18 protein-coding genes and 2 pseudogenes are annotated in these 17576 nt (G+C 64.9%); 5 read left to right on the top strand and 15 right to left on the bottom strand.

What is annotated here, in order from left to right:
- Window positions 1-2: 2 nt before the first annotated feature.
- A pseudogene (locus D8Y22_RS16340) lies at window positions 3-1470 on the bottom strand (FAD-binding oxidoreductase).
- A 463-nt stretch (window positions 1471-1933) separates the two neighbouring features.
- Here D8Y22_RS16340 and D8Y22_RS23170 point away from each other — a divergent pair.
- Complete coding sequence (locus tag D8Y22_RS23170) at window positions 1934-2056, top strand: hypothetical protein (RefSeq protein WP_281282407.1); 123 nt, start codon at window positions 1934-1936, stop codon at window positions 2054-2056.
- A gap of 116 nt (window positions 2057-2172) precedes the next feature.
- Here the strand turns inward: D8Y22_RS23170 and D8Y22_RS16335 are convergent, their stop codons facing one another.
- From D8Y22_RS16335 to D8Y22_RS16320, 4 genes are all read right to left on the bottom strand, one after another.
- The gene (locus D8Y22_RS16335; protein WP_141465749.1) at window positions 2173-2805 is read right to left on the bottom strand and encodes a sensor domain-containing protein; all 633 of its coding nucleotides are present in this window, start codon (window positions 2803-2805) and stop codon (window positions 2173-2175) included.
- Window positions 2806-3243: 438 nt separating this feature from the next.
- Window positions 3244-3528 (bottom strand): DUF7521 family protein, encoded by a 285-nt coding sequence (locus D8Y22_RS16330; protein WP_141465748.1) that lies wholly within the window; start codon window positions 3526-3528, stop codon window positions 3244-3246.
- Window positions 3515-3892 (bottom strand): hypothetical protein, encoded by a 378-nt coding sequence (locus D8Y22_RS16325; RefSeq protein WP_246084477.1) that lies wholly within the window; start codon window positions 3890-3892, stop codon window positions 3515-3517. The genes D8Y22_RS16330 and D8Y22_RS16325 overlap by 14 nt, the downstream gene beginning before the upstream one ends.
- Window positions 3889-4236, bottom strand: coding sequence for an ArsR/SmtB family transcription factor (locus tag D8Y22_RS16320; protein ID WP_141465747.1), 348 nt, complete (start codon window positions 4234-4236; stop codon window positions 3889-3891). The genes D8Y22_RS16325 and D8Y22_RS16320 overlap by 4 nt, the downstream gene beginning before the upstream one ends.
- 249 nt (window positions 4237-4485) lie before the next feature.
- Between D8Y22_RS16320 and D8Y22_RS16315 the strand changes: the two genes are divergently transcribed.
- The gene (locus D8Y22_RS16315; protein WP_246084476.1) at window positions 4486-5271 is read left to right on the top strand and encodes a sensor domain-containing protein; all 786 of its coding nucleotides are present in this window, start codon (window positions 4486-4488) and stop codon (window positions 5269-5271) included.
- Window positions 5272-5282: 11 nt separating this feature from the next.
- On the opposite strand, the gene D8Y22_RS16310 is transcribed toward D8Y22_RS16315, so the two are convergent.
- On the bottom strand, window positions 5283-5699 hold the full coding sequence (locus D8Y22_RS16310; RefSeq protein WP_141465745.1) for an SHOCT domain-containing protein: 417 nt from the start codon (window positions 5697-5699) through the stop codon (window positions 5283-5285).
- A gap of 198 nt (window positions 5700-5897) precedes the next feature.
- On the opposite strand from D8Y22_RS16310, the gene D8Y22_RS16305 reads away from it, so the two are divergent.
- Complete coding sequence (locus D8Y22_RS16305) at window positions 5898-6461, top strand: flavodoxin domain-containing protein (RefSeq protein ID WP_141465744.1); 564 nt, start codon at window positions 5898-5900, stop codon at window positions 6459-6461.
- Window positions 6462-6490: 29 nt separating this feature from the next.
- On the opposite strand, the gene D8Y22_RS16300 is transcribed toward D8Y22_RS16305, so the two are convergent.
- Complete coding sequence (locus D8Y22_RS16300; RefSeq protein WP_141465743.1) at window positions 6491-7864, bottom strand: restriction endonuclease; 1374 nt, start codon at window positions 7862-7864, stop codon at window positions 6491-6493.
- Window positions 7865-8111: 247 nt separating this feature from the next.
- On the opposite strand from D8Y22_RS16300, the gene D8Y22_RS16295 reads away from it, so the two are divergent.
- Complete coding sequence (locus D8Y22_RS16295; RefSeq protein WP_141465742.1) at window positions 8112-8813, top strand: hypothetical protein; 702 nt, start codon at window positions 8112-8114, stop codon at window positions 8811-8813.
- Between the two features lie 127 nt (window positions 8814-8940).
- On the opposite strand, the gene D8Y22_RS16290 is transcribed toward D8Y22_RS16295, so the two are convergent.
- The 8 genes and pseudogenes from D8Y22_RS16290 to D8Y22_RS16255 all read right to left on the bottom strand — a co-directional run bounded on the left by D8Y22_RS16290 (window position 8941) and on the right by D8Y22_RS16255 (window position 15905).
- Window positions 8941-9516 (bottom strand): hypothetical protein, encoded by a 576-nt coding sequence (locus tag D8Y22_RS16290; protein ID WP_141465741.1) that lies wholly within the window; start codon window positions 9514-9516, stop codon window positions 8941-8943.
- Window positions 9513-9893, bottom strand: a complete 381-nt coding sequence (locus D8Y22_RS16285; protein ID WP_141465740.1) for a hypothetical protein — start codon at window positions 9891-9893, stop codon at window positions 9513-9515. The genes D8Y22_RS16290 and D8Y22_RS16285 overlap by 4 nt, the downstream gene beginning before the upstream one ends.
- A 106-nt stretch (window positions 9894-9999) precedes the next feature.
- Window positions 10000-11259, bottom strand: a complete 1260-nt coding sequence (locus tag D8Y22_RS16280) for a DHH family phosphoesterase (protein WP_141465739.1) — start codon at window positions 11257-11259, stop codon at window positions 10000-10002.
- Between the two features lie 213 nt (window positions 11260-11472).
- A complete protein-coding gene (locus D8Y22_RS16275) occupies window positions 11473-11691 on the bottom strand; it encodes a hypothetical protein (protein WP_141465738.1) in 219 nt (72 codons plus the stop codon).
- A gap of 160 nt (window positions 11692-11851) precedes the next feature.
- Complete coding sequence (locus D8Y22_RS16270) at window positions 11852-12511, bottom strand: helix-turn-helix domain-containing protein (protein WP_141465737.1); 660 nt, start codon at window positions 12509-12511, stop codon at window positions 11852-11854.
- Window positions 12512-12701: 190 nt separating this feature from the next.
- Window positions 12702-14648, bottom strand: a complete 1947-nt coding sequence (locus tag D8Y22_RS16265; RefSeq protein ID WP_141465736.1) for a molybdopterin biosynthesis protein — start codon at window positions 14646-14648, stop codon at window positions 12702-12704.
- Window positions 14649-15034: 386 nt separating this feature from the next.
- Window positions 15035-15540, bottom strand: a pseudogene (locus tag D8Y22_RS16260) (twitching motility protein PilT).
- The gene (locus D8Y22_RS16255; protein ID WP_141465735.1) at window positions 15537-15905 is read right to left on the bottom strand and encodes a UPF0175 family protein; all 369 of its coding nucleotides are present in this window, start codon (window positions 15903-15905) and stop codon (window positions 15537-15539) included. Before D8Y22_RS16255 ends, D8Y22_RS16260 begins: the two are co-directional and overlap by 4 nt.
- Before the next feature lie 158 nt (window positions 15906-16063).
- Here D8Y22_RS16255 and D8Y22_RS16250 point away from each other — a divergent pair, with 158 nt between their 5' ends.
- Entirely contained in the window at window positions 16064-17542 is a 1479-nt protein-coding gene (locus D8Y22_RS16250) for an MATE family efflux transporter (RefSeq protein WP_141465734.1), read from the top strand.
- Window positions 17543-17576 lie beyond the last annotated feature (34 nt).

Raw genomic sequence — 17576 nt, 5'->3', positions numbered from 1 at the left:
GTTTACTCGGCCGTCCGAGGCCTGATGGCGCCGTTCGTCGGGAACGTGTTCGCCGGATCGACGGCCGTCTTCACGTCCACCAGTCGCTCGAGGTTGTCGCCGTAGAGCTGTTTTCGCGGGGGCTTCGTTCATCCCCGGGAAGTTCCCGTATCCGCCGCCGGCGACCGACAGTGTCCGTGCCTCGGCGATCGCCTCCCGCGCCCAGGTCACGTTCGCGTCGTCGTCGACCGCCTCCTCCCAGTTCGCCTCGACGTTGAGCATGTAGGGCTTGTCCCGGTGCCAGAACGCGGTCGCGTCTCGGGGTACCTCGCCGACCGCGCCCTCGAGGTACCAGAGATCGATCGTCGAGAGCGCCGACGGTGCCGACTCGTTGTACCGAGCCATGAGATCGACGACCTCGTCGGTGAGTTCCGTGAGGTAGATCGACTTCCAGTAGTACCGGAGTCCGTCGGGATAGTCCTCGTCGAGCATCGACTGCAGATCGACGTAGCGCATCGGCCCGCTCATGTCGACGATGGGCGTCGCACGCTCGTACAGCGGGCGGAACACGCGTTCAGCCTCGTCGACGCTGTTGGCTTCGTCCACGCCGTCGGCCTCGCCGACGCGACCGCGATAGGAACCGAGAAAGACCAGCGCGGGTTCGCCCCACGAGTCCTCGGGGTATTCCTCGAGTTCGGGGACGTGGGCGGTGAACACGAGTATGCCCGCTTTTCGAGGCGCGTCGATTGTCCACTCCTGGAACGCGTCCATTACGTCGGCCGTATCGTCGCCGTGGAACCACGTAAAGAGCGTGTACACCTCGGGACCGACGTCGTAAAGTGCGTACTCGAACGCGGTCACGACGCCGAAACAGCCGCCGCCACCGCGGACGGCCCAGAACAGGTCCGCGTTCTGCTCGGCGGTCGCGGTTCGGACCTGGCCGTCGGCCGTGACGATGTCGACGCCGACCAGCCCGTCCAGCGCCAACCCGTACTGGCGACTCAGGTGACCGTAGCCCCCGTTGAGCGTCAACCCAGCGATTCCGGTCTCCGAGACGGCGCCGAGTGCGGTCGCAAGTCCGAACCGCTGGGTCTCCCTGTCGAGGTGCCCCAGCGTCGCGCCGCCCTCCGCGCGAACCGTCCGGGTGTCGGGATCGACGCGAACGCCGTTCATCTCTTCGAGGTCGACAACGAGACCGCCGTCGCGGATCGCCGTGCCGGCCACGTTGTGCCCGCCGCCACGGACCGCGACGATCACCCCCTGCTCTCGAGCGAACGTCACCGCTATCGCGACATCGTCGACATCGACACAGCGGGCGATGATCGCCGGATAGTTGTCGATCATACCGTTCCACACCTGGCGGTGTTCCTCGTAGGCCCCGTCGGACGGTGTCAGTACGTCGCCGCCGAATTCGTTGGTGAGGGATTGGACGGCGTCGCTCGAGAGCCGTTCGAAGGCTTCCACACCCGGGGACTTGTCTGTCGTTGCCATACTGATACGGATTGCTGTAACGATTTACCGGCGTACCCGCCGCCCGGGTCGCGGGTGCGCCGGCAATGACTTACAGTAAACCGTATGAGTCGAACGCGACCGGGAAATATAACTCCTGTTGGATGGTTTATATTACAATCAATAATGTGGATGTACCGGGTGCGGGAGGGACGGGGTGACGGCAGCGTGCTGTCCGCTATCGATCGACCGATCGGTCTGTATCCAGTCAACCGGATCGGCCGATCGGAAATAGTCGAATACGGTGTCACCACCGCGCCGGGTACAGCATGAACGAGCCCAGACCGATCGTCGTTCGACCTCGCGTAGGATCGACTGGTGCTTCAACTCGGTTTCGTCGCTGGCGCCCTGTTGGGTGGGGTTCTGATACGGACCGTTGTAGTTCTTTACCGGTGATCACCCGGACGGGGTCGGTGATCACCGGTAAAACGCTACAACAATCCGTATGACAGGACGGGTTGCACCTGTACTCGTGACGGGACTCCTTGCAACTGTCGGCGGCGCCTTCTTCGTCACGGGTGCGACCGAACTGTATGCGGCGACGGTGCCCTATCGGGTGACGGCCTGATTACAGTAGGCATGTTCTGCGCTCGATACGGGCGCAACTCACACGGACCGTTGTCCATCAATCTCGGGACGGCCGCGACCGCCTGCATTGGACCGAATCTCGGTACAGCAGCCCCGTTATTCCGGCGTCAACAGCGCCGATGCGACCACGGCAGCGAGGCGGCCGGTCAGATTCACAAGCACTAGTGTCAGGTAGCCGATGGCGAGGCCGCCGGCCGACGCGACGAGTGCCCGCTCGAGCGTGTGGACACTGTAGGTCCCGACGACGACGTGGTCGCCGTAGAACAGTGGCGCGGCCAGGAGGCTCGCGGCGAGGGACAACGCGGTGACGATAGCGACGAACGCGACGAACCCGAGCAGCGTCTTCCACAGCAGGTAGACCGCGCCGAGCCACGTCCCGCGCCCGAGGAATAACTCCGTCAAGAACGGGACGACGCCGTCGTCGTGGGTCGGGAACGCGGGTGCGACCTCGGCCTCGAGCAGTCCTTCCGTCAGCGCGCCGTCGAGCCAGGCGAGCGAGACGAACGCCAGCAACGTCGCGACGAGCGCGAGCGGCCCGAGCAGGGTAACGCTCAGACCGAGCGTCAACGACGCGCCCGTAACCGCCACGGTGAAGTAAATGACGGCGAGCGGAAACGCGAGCAGAAGGTAGGCTAGCGAACGGTACGTCAGGGGATCGATCGGTGCGGCGGCGAGTTCTCGAGCGATCGTCCGCGGCGGTCGATCGTGGGATCGAGTGGTGGTCGACATGCTTCAGGTGGGTCGACGGCTGGCATGTCCCTAAACCGGCGCCACGGACTGTCGATCGATCCACTCGGCGAAACAAATAAGTAGGAAATACTCCGGATGTCGGGTTCGGACGAGACGACGGTCGTAGAAGGGGGCGATACTGCAATCACCAGCCGGTATCGGCGACGATGCGCATGAACGGCTGTGTATAGTGACCACCGACGGTCGGCAGATCTGGCCAGTAGTGGATAGAATATATAAGAAGATGTTCAGGGCAGCGGATCTGGGTTGACAGCAGGATCGAACGGTGAGCGACCAGCAACGTCTCTTGACCGTCTGTGAGCGGTGTGGATCCGTGTACGCATCCAAAATCGTCGGCGGCGGGCGGATCCGACCGATCGGATCGGCCAACTGTTCGTGCGGGCACGCGCAGTTCGAACGGTTCGACTGAGCGCGGTGCTACGTCGCCTCGAGCGAGTAGAGAATCGCGAGCAAGCCGGCGATCGTAACGCAGAGGACGCCAAGCAGCGTCGCCGCTTCGGAGAGTGCCACGAGCGGTGCGAGGCCGTAGCTGACGAGGAAGGGGCCGACGGCGATACAGGCGATGCCGATGGCCAGATACCGCATCGTCGCGCTGTCGTTTCGCCGAGCCCCCTGGTAGGCGAGGCCGGCGACGACAGCGCCGAGGACGGCGGTCGCAAGCGCCGTCGCGAACAGCACGACGGCGGGGTCAGCGACGACCATAGACCACCCCCAGGATGAGCACCAGGCCGAGCAGTTGGACGGCCGTTGCGATGACCTCCCGCCAGATCGGTCCGATAGGGACGTTCGAGAGGACCAGCCTGAGGACCATCGGGACCGTCGTCAGCAACACCAGCCCGGTTCCGAGGACGAGCATACCGATACCACCGCCGCCACGATAGCCCCGATAGAGTCGCACGGCGAGATACAGCGACAGCGCCGTAGCGACGAGTAACGCGACGAACACCAACAGAACCACCGCCGGCGAGCCACCGGTGACCTGCTGCAGTGGCGCCGCCACGGTGGCGCTCGAGTCGCCCGTCCAAACGCCGATCGGGCCGACGCCTGCGGTGATCGCCCCGATCATTTGAACCCCTCGTAGAGTCTGGTAAAGCGGTCGGCGGCCGATTCGGTCGGCGTGCGATCGACGTCGACGTCGAAGCCGTCGTCGTCGAGGCGGATGCGAACCTCTTGGAGACGGGCGCTGTAGACCTTGTAGTGGTGACCCCCGGGATCGAGTTTCTGCTGGGCCTCGAGCAAGTCGGCAGCCTGAAGCCGCTCGATCCGTCGGTAGATCGTGGACGGATCGGCCTCGCAGGCGTCGCTCAGCGCGTCGACCGACTGTGGTTCCTCGCGGGTCCGCTCGAGGATCGTCCACATATAGTCGTCGCTGAGGACATCGACGACGTCCGCCTCAGCGTCGTCGCTCATTACGTTCCGCGTTCGATGGCGACCGACATGGTTCATACGGATTGCTGTAACGATTTACCGGCGCAACCGCCGTCCGGGTCGCGGGTGCGCCGGAAATGACTTACAGTAAACCGTATCATTGGTCGATGCGCCCCGATCGTCCATCGGCTGTGCGATCGGCACCCGACACACTGTATCCCCACGAGGAGTTGTTCGATCGCCAACTCGAGGCCAACGTTTATGTACGCGGCCGGGGCAGTCACCATCGATATGTCACGGTCCGTGGCGACGGCGACCGGCGATCGCTTCGGCCGGGTGGGGGCGGGCTGCAAGCGATTTCTCGCGGTCCCGTTCGAGCGCCAGACCTATCGCAATCTGGCGTATCTCCTGCTGGCGTTTCCGCTCGGACTGGCGTATTTCGTTTTCGTGACGGTCGCGTTCTCGGTCGGCATCGGGTTCTCGGTCACCATCATCGGACTCGTCGTCGGCGTGCCGATCCTGGCGGTCACGCTGGCGCTCGCGCTTGGCATCGCCGGCTTCGAACGCTGGCTGACGGCGACGATGCTCGCGGTCGACATCGAGCCCAAGACCGACCTCGCTGGCGAGACCGCTCTCGAGGCGTGCTGGTCGGTGGTCTCCGATCCGAAGACGTGGACGGCGGTGTGTTATCTACCCGCGAAATTCGTCCTGGGGGTGGCCTCGTTCGCGCTCGTAGTGACGGGGCTCTCGACGGCCGTGAGCCTGCTGATGCTGCCGCTGTACTACGACCAGCCGGGGCTGTACGTCGGCGTCGTCTCCGAACGCGCCCCCGAGTTCCACCAGACGCTGTATCTCGGCTGGAACTACCTGCTGGTCGGCTTCGACGCCGTCGTCACGCTTGGCTACTGGGAAGTGACGACGTTATCAGAAGCGCTCGTCGCCGCGGGACTCGGTGTCGTCCTGTTACTGGCGACGCTGCATGCACTGAACCTCCTCGCTCGCGTCTCGGGCTGGTTCGCCCGCCTGCTGCTCGAGGATAGCTACGATCCGCTGGCGGTCGTCCAACGGCCGTCCTAACTTCGGCGCTCTTATTGGTTGTACCGCTCGGTTTCTCGCGACCGGGACCGCGAGCTATCGTACTGGCGTTCGAAGTCGGGACCGTCCTCGCCGAGTACGCGGTCGAGTTCGCGTTCGAACTCGGCTTCGGTGAGTTCGCCCTCGACGTAGGCCGATCGGACCCGGGATTCGGGATCGGCGGGCTCGCTGCGTTGCCGAGACGTTCCAGCAGTGATCTCGTCGGTGGTGCCGTCACCCCACAGCAACGACGCCAGCCCGACGATCCCCAACCCGATGAGACCGAGGACGACGAGCGTGACGACGAGCGACGCCACACCGAACGCGATACTAACGATCGTTGCGAGAATGCTCGCGAGGACGCTCAACGCGACGATCGCGAGGACCAACACGCCCAGGCCTTTGAGGAGGAGGATGCCAAGACGACCCATATCCACCCTTGGACAGCCGACTACAAAAGCGTCTCGTATTTGTCAGGTTAACTGACCCGTTCCCCTCGAGTGGGGCCCGCTTCCGGTCGGCGGCGACCGAAGAACCAACCGATGACGCTCGCCACCACCGCTGCGGGCGATCATGTTGGAACGGCGAGACGCGGATCGATTGAAGAGGCCAGGCCGCGTTCGTTCCGTATGTCGACAGCCGACCACAGCGACGGGACGCGAGTACTGGTCTGTTATGCCTCGAGCGAGGGCCAAACCGCGACCATCGCCGACCGAATGCGGGCGGTGCTCGAGCGCGAGGGCGACGCGGTCGACCGCGTCGATCTCGCGGCGGTCCCCGCCGACCTCGATGTCGGCTCTTACGATGGCGTCGTCGTCGGCGCCTCGATCCACCGCGGCTCCCACCAGCGAAACGCCACCGCGTTCGTCCGCTCACACCGCGAGACGCTGAATCGCCTCCCCTCGGCGTTCTTCTCGGTGAGTTTGACCGCCGCCCACGACGCACCCGAGGATCGGAGACCGGCGACGGATCTGCTCGAGGCGTTTCTCGCGGAGACGGGCTGGAATCCGGATACGACGCTCTCGGTCGCGGGCGCGTTGAAGTACAGCGAGTACGGGTTGCTCACTCGGTTCGTAATGCGTCACATCGCCGGTAAGACGGGCCGCGACACCGATACGTCTCGAGATTACGAGTACACCGACTGGGACGATGTCGAGGCGTTCACCCTCGAGTTCGCGACGCGGGTCGCCTGACCAGACGCCCGATATAGCAGTCGGATCTCCTAAAGGAGCCCGACCGCACCGACCACCCCGACGACGATCACGAGCGCGAAGAACGCGAGGGCAATCGCACTCGCCACCGCCAGCGCAACGTTCTCCATCGCTTTCTCGTGGATCGCCATCTCGGCGTACTCATCGCGGAACGCCTCGAGATTGGACTCGTCGTAGAAGTACTTCGTCTGTAGCGCAAAGCGTTCGGTGACCGCACAGCCGGTACAGACGGGTTCGCCCTCGAGGCGCTCCGTTCGAACGTGATCGGGACAGTTGATGCTGCCGCAGTTGTCGCAGTAGGTGTAGCTGCCGTCCGCGCCGGCCCGCTCGCAGTGGACACAGCGATGGAAGGCGTCGGTCGTGGTCGTCCTCGAGGGGCCGGCCGCGTAGTAGGCGTAGCGATAGTCGTACGCGCCCAGCGAGAGGTTCGATCGGACGTGGGGCGCGTAGACGGGGTCGATCGACTGGACGCGGACATCCGAGCGATTCGGCGTACAGGTCTTCTCGTAGTCGACGTTGTTGTCGCCCGTGTAGTGGACCGTCGTCGTGTGGATCGCCCGGAGCTTGTCGATCGCCCACTCCTTGTACTCGGTCTCGGTCTGGTCGAAGCGCTTGCGCTCGACCGCGTCGAAGGTCGCCTCGAGGTCGCGCGCGTCGAGGTCGATCCGTGGTGCGGTCGGGTTCGCGACCAGCGAGCGAACGTCGCCGCTTGCGACCCGTGGCGTCTCGCGATCGGCGTGGATCACGAGGTCGGTCGTCTCGTCGAGGCTGTGGACGACGCCGACCGAGGTCTCGAAGGTGGCGCTCGTTCGACCGCTGATCGTCACCAGCGGCTCGAGCGTGACGCTCGTCTCGGGCGTCGGAATCGTCGCCGGCTCGAGGTTCGCCACGTCGCGAACGGCCTCGTAGACCGGCGCGTCACGGTCGGCTGTGGGATGGGTCGGCTCGAGGGCCTCCTCGCAGAGGATTTCGATACGGCCGTTGTAGAGGTCCATCCCGATTTCCTCGCCGATCTCGCGGAGGTCGGTGCCGGAAAGAAGTTCGATGCCGCCGTCCTCCCGGGTGCCGAGGTCGGCAGCGTACTTGCGGGCCGGTTCGGTAAAGCGTCCCGTCGTCGCTACCAGCCCGCGTCGCGGACCGTCGTAGTCGTAGGTCCGGATCGCCGAGTGAAGTTTCTGGACGACCGGCCGACCGACGGTGTCGGTGTGTTTACACTCGACGACGACCGCTCGCCGTTGCCCGTCGATCACTTCCTCCATCAGAATATCCCGACCTTCGTCGGCCGTGCGTGCCGACTGGCGGACGTTCTCGTAGCCGAGCTTTCGAAACACGTCCTCCATCAGATCCTCGAACTCGTAGCCGGAGAGCTCGTCCAGCAGCGCCATTACTCACCGTATCGTACCTGTTTCGATACCGATAGTCTTTCGGCTCCGACACTCGCGTCATACTGTTGAACAGAACTATTCAACGATCGGTCGCAGTACTGCGGCCGTCACCGTAAGGACGGCCGCGAATTCGCGACCGACGTGTCACTGACTGCTGTCCGACAGTATCAGTCTCGAGCACCGACACGGTGTGATGACAGAACCGTAAGGAGTACGCTTATCCGCGGGAATCGGCTACGGTCGCCCAATGAGTTCCTTCGAAACGCCACAGGAGACCGACCGCGGGTTCGGGCTCTCGAGTCGAGAAGTGCAGGTCATCGGGGGCGCGAGCGTGCTGATGGCGATCAACGTCGCAGTGATGTACGTCTTCGCGTCGATCCCACAACTGGCGGCGATCAACGCCACCTTGTTTTCGATGCCGATCATCGGCGTGATCGTCTACGGCGCGGCGATTATGGGCGGCGAACTCGTCGCCGAGCGCGGCATCGAGGGTGGCGACATGGGGATCGCTTTCCTCGGGATGCTCGTCTTGCAACTCGCGTTCGGTATCTTCGGCGCCGGCATCCTCGCGGTCGCACCGGCGGCTCTGCAACTCGAGATTCTCGGCCTGACGGCGGTCGTCGTCGCCCTCGTGACGGCGGTGATCTCGGGGTACGTCTACGCACGGAGTACGACGTTCGAACACTGGGGCCGGTTCGCGAATGTCTCGTTCATCGGCGGCGTCGTCGTCATCGCCGTCGGGAGTTTCGTCCTGGCACAGCTGTTGCTCGTCGGCTTCGTGTTGATCTTCCTCGGGTTCTTGCTCCGGCTCGGCTACGAGATCTGGCAGGTCAGAGACGACCGGGACGCCTCGATCGGCCTGCAGACGATCGGCGTCTACATCGCCGTCGCCGGTGTCTTCGTCCACGTGCTCCAACTGGTCATGCGGTACGTGCTCTCCCAGGAGTAGTCGGATAGAACGAAAGAAGTGGACGCGCCGACCGGACTCAGCTCTCATACGGTTTACTGTACGTCATTTCCGGTGCACCCGCGACCCGGGCGGCGGGTGCGCCGGTACATCGGTACAGCAGACCGTCTCACTCGTCCAACTGCGCCAGCAGTTGCGCGACGTAGGGACTCTCGTCCCAGCTTCGATGGTCGCCGATGGTCTCGAGAAGCGTTCGAACGGCCTCGGTCTCCATGTAGCCGTTCCGGTCGTAGTCACAGACGAGCCGTGGGGTAGGGACGATACGCGGACCGACGAGTGCCGCGTGAACGAGCGCGAAGTTTGTTCCGCCGAACTCGTCGGTGAGAACGCCGTCGGCCTCGAGCGCGTTCGCCAGCACGATGGCGTCCGTTTCACCGTCGTCGAGTCCAAACGACGGCCGCGAGTCAGGCGTCGCCGTCCGTTCGTAGGGATCGACGACGCTGTAGTGTGGACGCGCGGCGAGGACGTTCGTGGCTGCGGCGGCGTGAATGTCGTCGTACTGCGCGACTGCACGGAGTTCCGAGACGACGGTCGGCGGCACGGACACCGTACACGACGTGAGCAGAAAGCGAAGGGGATCCGGTGTCGAATCCGTCTCGAACGTCGGGTCAGCGCTGACGACACCGAGGCTGACCAGCGCACTCGTATCGGCGACGATCGTCCGAAGCCGTCTCCGACCACTCATCGATCCGGATCTGCCTCGGATCCGTTCTCGGCATCGACCGTGTCCGTCTCCCCCTCGTAGATATCGGCATCGTCAGGCGCGTCGAGATCGAACGGCTCACGGTCGAGATCGGCCTTCAACAGCCGAAGTCGCTGGGCGGTTTCGGGGCCGAGCAGCTCCGAGACGGTCTCAGCGTCGATCTGATCGTCGTAATACTTCCGGGCCACGAGGTCCTGAAACGAATCGTCAGCTGCCGTCTCCTCGAGATACTCGCTGATGGCATCCACGAGCAGATCGGTACGATCCGTCTCGAAGAGGTCGGCAACCGCGTCCAACCGTTCGAGGAGATACGCCGGCGACTGGAAGTGGACACGACGCCGATCGTCACTCGCGCTCATAACGTGTGCATATTCTGCACACGGCCGAATAATAGTTTCGTCGGTATGCACAAGACGCACACATCGATCGATTGCTCGCACTGATCGATCAGCCGGTGTCCTCGAGTCAGTCTCCAGATTTGGTCGACTCTGCAGCCTCGAGGTCGTCGCCATCGGTCTCGTCGCCGTCAGCCGCGTCCTCGCTCTCGACGACCTCGTGGAACGCCTCGAGGATCACCCGTTTGGTCACCGCGCCGCGGGTGGTCCAGTGATTCGCGTAGTCGAGCATATCGTCGTAGATGTCGGGCTTGCAGCCGGCGGCCTTGGGATGGCCGCCGCCGTTTACCTTCCCGGCGACCTCGTGACAGCGTTCGAACTCGTCGGTGCCCCGGATCGACGCCGAGCCGGCGGGTTTGACGATCACGGAAGCGTCGGCGCCCTGTTCGCGCATCGCTTCGGCGACCTCGTTCTGCGAGCAGCGGCCGTAGGTGATCCCGACCGTGTAGGGGCCGACCTCCCGCAGTTCCGCGCGACCGACCGCCTGCTCGATGAGCGCCTCTTTCTCGATGCGTCGTTCCGCGATGAACTCGGCGACCCAGTCGGGCAGATCGGCGCCGTACTTGCGGACGACTTCGACGTACTCCGCGGGATCGGTCCAGTAGGCGTAATCCGCGAGGTCGTCGCTGCGTGGGTCCTCGCGCAGCCAGAGGTCGTGGTCTCGCGTGACGGCCGCGAGTTCCTCGTAGATCGGGTCGAACTCGTACTCGAGCGAGCGATAGACCACGTCGGCGCTACACTCCGCGTCGGAATCGCCGACGACGAGGTCGACGCCGGCTTCGCGAACGGCCGCGGCGACCTCGTCGTCCCACTGGTGGTGGTCGTACCACGAGACGCGGGAAGCGGTCTCGAGTGCGGCCGCGAGTTCGTCCTCGACGTACTCGTACTTGTCCGGACAGAGGTCACAGACGTAGAGATCGACCCCCTCGTCACCGTATTCGGCCACGCGAGCCAGGGCGTCCTCGACATCGTGGGGACTGGCCGGCAGCAAGGCGACGGCGTGGGGCGTGGGCTCGGGTTCTTCGAGCGCCGTATCGTCCGCGTCGCTCGGTTCACGCTCGAGGTCTTCCTCCTCGAGTGCCGCGTCCTCTTCGTCGGGTTCGGGTACGACGGCCACGTCGTCGTAGGCCGCTCGAAGCAGTGCCACGCAGGCCAATCCGTCGGCGTCGGGATCGGCGACGACCGCCACTTCGGCGCCCTCGAGAGCGGCTGCGGCTTCCTCGTCCTCGAGATCCTCCTCGAGATCGTCGGGGAGAAAGAATCCGGTGCCCGGCAGGACGGATTTGCGGGCCAGCGGAAGATTACCGCTGTCGATGAGTTCCTCGTTCATACTTTCGTCTGGGTGATCGGCAGGGAAGTACCCGCCGATTTCTGGCCCTCGAGTCCAGCAGCCAGCGGGTTCGGCTGGTGATGTCCTCGGCAACGAACCATCGAGAAGCGACCGCGCTGCTACGGACTGTCGTCGTCAGTGGCGGTTGACCCGCGACCGTCCCGCGAGGGCGCCGGTCGCGGGTGCGACGGAACTGACGTACAGCAAACCGTATCAGGCGTCGCTCGGTTCGAGACGTTGGACGCTGATCGAGACGAAATAGACGAGCATAAACAACAAGAAGCCGACCGTGAGCGGGACGAGTCGACGATCGACGACGGCAAGATCCAACAGCACCGCAGCGGCGATCGCCCCGCCGTAGACGACGATCATGAAGGCCCCGATACCGTAGTAGAAGCGAATATCAGCCGTCGCGTCGTCTCGAGGTGCCATACTAGTTAGTGGGGAATATCGACCAAAAGCGTACTGGTTCACGGACTTCGCTGTCGCCTCGTAGACGGGGATATGACTCATACGGATTGCTGTAACGATGTACCGGCGCACCCGCGACCCGGACGGCGGGTGCGCCGGAAATGACGTACAGTAAACCGTATCACTCAGTAACGGATTGTTCGCCGGTCGGTTGCAGTTCCTCGTCGACGAGCGTCTCGTAGGCGCGACGGAATCGCTCGGAGAGCGCCTGGTGGGAGATGTCGAGTTCGTCGGCGAGTTCCTCCATCGAGATTCGACGCGGGATTTCGAAGTAGCCGTGTTTCAGCGCGGCCTCGAGGGCTTCGCGTTGCTGTGGGGTCAGTTGTGTTTCGGGGCCGAGATCGCCGGTCCCGTCGCTGACCCGCCGGAGGTCGGCGGTGATCCCGCGGTCGTCGAGGCGGTCGTAGGCGGCGACGAGGGCGTCGCGGTCGGGGAATCGCGCCCGAACCTGCCACCAGTCGTTCGTCGCCCAGGCCTCGAGGAGGCAGCCGCCGTCGACGAGTAGCGGGTCGTACAGCGATTGGATGCCGTCGCCGTCGACGAACCGAACGTCGAACAGCAGCCGAGTCTGGGTTTCGACGAGTAACTCGACCCGCTCGACGGATGGATCGGCGTCGAACGCCTCGGTCGCCCGCTCGCGCTCGACGCCGGTGACCCAGAAACTGGGATGGGGTTTCGACACCGACGACTCGAGTGCGAACGTCGCAGCCGGTGCGTTCTCGAGTGCCGTCGCGAGCGTCGTCTCGGTAGCCGGAAGGCGAAGCTCTGCTATCGTCGACATCAGGTCTCGTACAGCAGCGACGTGTATAAATCGCTGTTCGTGACGGACTGACGGTCAGGGTGAGTGATACTGTCGGACAGCAGTCAGTGAGCAGTCGGTCGCGGATGTGGGGCCGTTCCCGAGGGCGACGGCCGCAAGAGCGCGACCGATCTTCGAATAGTTCTGTCCGCCAGTATGAAATGCAGCGGTGTCAACGCATCTCAGGGAGCTCCACGAGTGCTGACTCGAGGTCGCAAACGCCGGCTTTGGCCGTCCGATCGGGGTTGGCGAGGACGCGAACGGACTGGGTGCCAAGCGGGACGAACGCGAGGTCGAGGCGGTCCGCGGTGTCGGCAAGCCCGATCGCGACATCGGCCTCGCCTGCGATGACACGCCGGGCGGGGCTCTCGTGGGCCCGAAGCGCGACGTCGAAGCCGTCGATCGCGTCGACGAGGTCGTGGGTGTCGACGCCGCGGTCGTCCGCCAGTGTTGCAAGCGCTCGCTCGAGGCTCGTCCGGAGCCCGGAGTCGGTCGTCCGGTTGACAAAGCCCAGGTCACGATCGACCAGATCGGCGAGCCCGTCGATATCGTCGGGATTGCCCGCTCGCGTGACCAGCCCCCACTCGCGCTCCCAGTCGCCGAGTTCGACGACCTCGCCGTCGGGCTCGAGCGGGCCGGCGACGACCGCGATGTCGGGTGTTCCCTCGCGAAGCCGGCGCAGGCCGGGTCGTGAGCCGACCGAGAGATAGCGCGGGTTCGTGAGTCGGTCGAGCAGGCGATTCAGCGTCGGATCGTCCTCGCCGACGCCCAGGATCGACGGCGGCCGGACGTCCGGCGAGAACAACGAGACGGACAGCGACGCACCCGCCTCGAGGTAGTCGGTCTCGGCCGGTACCTCGACGACGCCGTCGGCGTGAGCAAGACTCGTCGTCGCGCCGCTGCCTTTGTCGACGGGGTAGACGAGCGTCTCGCCGGTCTCGTCCGCACCCTTTCGGCCACCATCGGCCGTCGGCGTCGGCCCGCGTTCGACGAGCCCGACCGGCAGCAACCGATGACGACCCTGTTCGGAACGGACCTCCCGGGCCAACTCCCCGGAGACGGTCGCCGTCTCCGGTTCGGGGACGCCGGCGGCCTCGCGAAGCGCCGGCGCGACGAACGTTCGAAAGACCATCATCGCCGAGACGGGATACCCCGGCAGGCCGACGTAGGCCGACTCCTCCAAACGACCGACGAGCATCGGTTTGCCCGGCTTGACGCCGACGCCGTGAAGCAGCAACTCGCCTTGCTCCTCGATGACTCGGTAAATGACGTCGACCGCGCTTGCGCTGGTCGAGCCCGAGGAGAGCACGAGGTCGCACTCGCTTGCGGCCTCCCGAAGGACCCGCTCCATCTCGTCCTGATCGTCGCCGGCGTGTGGATAGAGAACGGCCTCGCCGCCGGCGTCCTCGACGCCAGCGGCGATGGTGTAACTGTTGACATCGTAGATCTCGCCGCGGGCACTGTCGACATCCTCACCTGGCCGCACGAGTTCGTCGCCGGTCGAGACGATGCCGACCGTCGGCCGCGAACGGACCGGCACCTCGTCGACGCCGATCGCAGAGAGAAGGCCGACGTCCCGCGGCGTAATCCGCGTTCCGGGCCCGAGCGCGCGCTCGCCGGCCGCCACATCCGCACCAGCGAACATGACGTTGTCCCCGGGTGCCACCGAGGTGCGGATCAGGACGGCGTCACCGTCGTCGCTCACGGCGCCGCCGTTCCCGTCGGCCGTCGAGCCACGCTCGACGCGGTCCGTCCGCTCGACGGGGACCATCGCGTCCGCGCCCGACGGCATCACCGCGCCGGTCGAAATCTCGACGGCGTCGCCCGCCTCGAGCGCGACATCGGGTTCCTCGCCGGCGTGTACCTCGCCGACGACCGCGAGGCGAGCGGGATCTGCCTCGTCGGCGCCGAAGGTGTCCCGCGCCCGAAGCGCGTAGCCGTCCATACTCGCTCGATCGAACCCCGGTACGTCGAGTTCGGCGTCCAGTCGCGCGACGAGCACCCGGCCGCGGGCGTCCTCGAGCGGGACGCGTTCGATCCCGCCCTCGAGCGAGAGCGATTCGATCGCCTCGCGTGCCGTCTCGGGCGACGCGAGGTCGCGAAATTCCTTGCGGTCCATACCCGGAGTTGTCCCGCCGGGGGTAAAAACGTCGGTCGAACCGAACGGCCCTGCCGCGTTCCTCGACGGCACAGTCGTCGAACCGAACGAGACGGGCAGCGAAGGGTTGCAGCCCAATGTCACTCGAGTTGTCGTAACACGAACCGCTCGGGACGGACTGCGCTAAACCGTGTCCACCTAACCGCGTCCCTCCTGTGGCTGCACCGATAAACCGTTTCGACGGCCCGTCCGATCGACCCGTAGCCGTTCTCGACCGTTTACTTCTACCGTACTTGAGGGGCTGTTCGCTCCTCCAATTCGTCGTGAACACTGAATCCTGTCGATGGTCGTCGTGGTCGGCGCCCTCGTTTTGGAGAGAGCAGTCGTTTCGAACGCTGTCACGCTCGTCACCGATAGTCCGAGATATTTCGATAGGGGACGTAGTAGCCGATCTCGTCGATCCAGGTCGACAGCCACTCGTCGGCGGTCGGTTCCTCGATCTTCCCTGCATCGATTGCAGCCAACAGAACTCCGACCGACCCGACGACAGTCACGCCCTGTTCTTTGACAAACGACCGGGCGTCCCCGTCGTCGGTCAGCAGACGCCCATCGTATGTGTCCGCCAAAGCGAACGCCTGTGCCTCGCCGGGATCGAGCCGGGCACTGACGACCGATTCTCTATTGGCGACTGTTTCCGAAATGGGTGCGACTGGAATCTCGTCGTCGAGTGTCTCGAGTGCTAACTGGAGATATGGATGGTCCTCGACACCGTGTTCGAGTTCCTCGCGCACAACGGGAGCCGTACAGATTCCAGAGAGTCCTGTAATCACCCACAGCTGGTCGATATATGCAAAATTCGAGAGACAGTCGTATCGAGTACGCTCGGATTCGCTGGAACACTGTCGCCCGTCATTTCGGATGCGACGCGTCGTCGCCCGACTCTTCGTCGTCGAATTCGAGTTCGTTCGCTGCCGCCGCCTCGTAGGCCACATCGTCTTCGTCTGCGAGCCCAAGCCGGAGTTCGACGCCGTGTTCTCGAAGGATATCACGCATCGTCCAGCGGTCGACAGCAGCGAGCCTCGCAGCATCGCCGAGCGTGATCCGCTCGCGTTCGTAGAGGGCGACTGCAGCCGCAATGCGCTCGTTTTCGTGGTCCTCGAAGTATTCGCGTACGAACTCTCGCAACGCATCGCTCTTGCCGCCAAACACACCAGCCTCGACGGCACCCTCGATGAGGAGGTCTAAGTCGTCTGGATAGGAGCCAGTAATTCGAGCCATCGCTCTAGTTCGGAGTACGTCTTCATACTATTTATGAACTGTGTCGGCGCATTCGTCGGTTCGGTCCGACGTGAGTATCGTCGGCCCTGCTGTGTGACTGCGTCACTCGAGGTGTGGAGATATGAAGCGTTTTACTCGCGAGTTTCGAACCGGACGTAGTGACGCTTCGCTCGAGGACCGTTCCGAACCCGATCCGCTGGCTGTTGCTGGCGGTGGGTTACCTGCTCGCCCGCGTCGGCATACTAGACCGACGCCGCGTCGAGCGGACGACCGATCTCGCCTGGCCGCGCATCGTCACGGGGATCGCCCGGATGTCCAAGTCCGCGGCCGACGTGGCGATGGTCGGCATCGCACTCGGCCCGGCGGCGATCGCGGGCGTCGGTCTCGCGACGCCGTACTGGGGGCTCGCGTTCGCGATCGGCGGCGGCATCGCCGGCGCGACCATCGGACTCGTCTCCCAGCGGTTCAGCGGCGGCACCGAGCGGGGACTCTCGCTCGCGGTGACCTCGAGTGCGTTTCTCGTGGTCGTGATCACGGTTCCGGTGGCGGCGCTGTACACCGCGATACCCGAACGGTTGATCTCGCTGGTCGGCAACGATCCCGCCTCGATCGCCTACGGCGCGGACTACCTCCGGGTCGTCGCGCTCGGCGTCCCCTTTGCCGGAGTGAACCTCATCGCGAGTCGCACCCTGGTCGGAGCCGACGACGCCTGGACGCCGATGGTGCTGCGGGCCGTCGGCGCGGTCGCGAACGTGGCGATCAACGCGGTGTTGATCTTCGCCCTCGGGATGGGCGTCGTCGGCGCGGCGATCGGGACGGTCGTCGCGAACGCGCTCGTTCTGGGCGTCTTCGTCGTCGGCTTTACCGGCGTCGGGCTCCCGGTCGTCGGCCGGTTTCCCGTCACGCTCAGCCTCGCGTGGCCGGTGGTGACGCCACCGGACGTTCGAGACATCCTCACCATCGGGATCCCGCTGGTGTTTACGAACGTCGCTCGCCGGGGTGCGCAGTTCCCCATGCTCGCCATCGTCGCGCTGTTCGGCCCGAACGTCCTCGCGGCCTACGTCGTCGCCCGCCGCGTCAGGGACCTGATGGACACCCCCGGCTGGGGCTTCTCGCTGGCCTCGAGCAGTCTCGTCGGCCAGGAACTGGGCACTGGCGACGAGAGCAACGCCGATACCTACGGCCGAGAAGTGCTGTGGTTCGGGACGGCTGTCTACCTCGTCACCGCGGCGCTCGTGTTCGTCTTCGCCGAGCAGGTCGGGCGGCTGTTCGTCGACGATCCCTCGATCCTCCCGCTCGTGACGACGTTCATCGCCGTCGCCTGCGTCAGCGTCGTCTTCCGTGGCATCAGCGGCGGCGCGACCGGTCCGCTCCGGGCCAGCGGCGACACGCGCTGGCCCTTCTACGGCCAGGTGCTCGGGCTGTACGTCTTCGCGATCCCGGTCGCCGCACTCGGCGCCGTCTCGGTTCCGGTGGCGGGACTCGAGACCGCCGTCCCCCTCGGCATCGGTGCGCTGTATGCCGCCCTGATTCTCGAGACGCTCGTCCCCGCCGTCGTCACCTATTACCGCTTCGAGAGCGGTCACTGGAAAGCCATTAGTCGAGCGTACCGTCCCGATAGCTCGCCCGGCGACTGATACGGTTCTGTAGTCATGTCCGGTGCAACCGCGA

Source organism: Salinadaptatus halalkaliphilus (assembly GCF_006543045.1).
Lineage (GTDB): Archaea > Halobacteriota > Halobacteria > Halobacteriales > Natrialbaceae > Salinadaptatus > Salinadaptatus halalkaliphilus.
The sequence above is the reverse complement of the archived record's forward strand: the minus strand, read 5'-3'. Positions and strand labels throughout refer to the sequence as shown.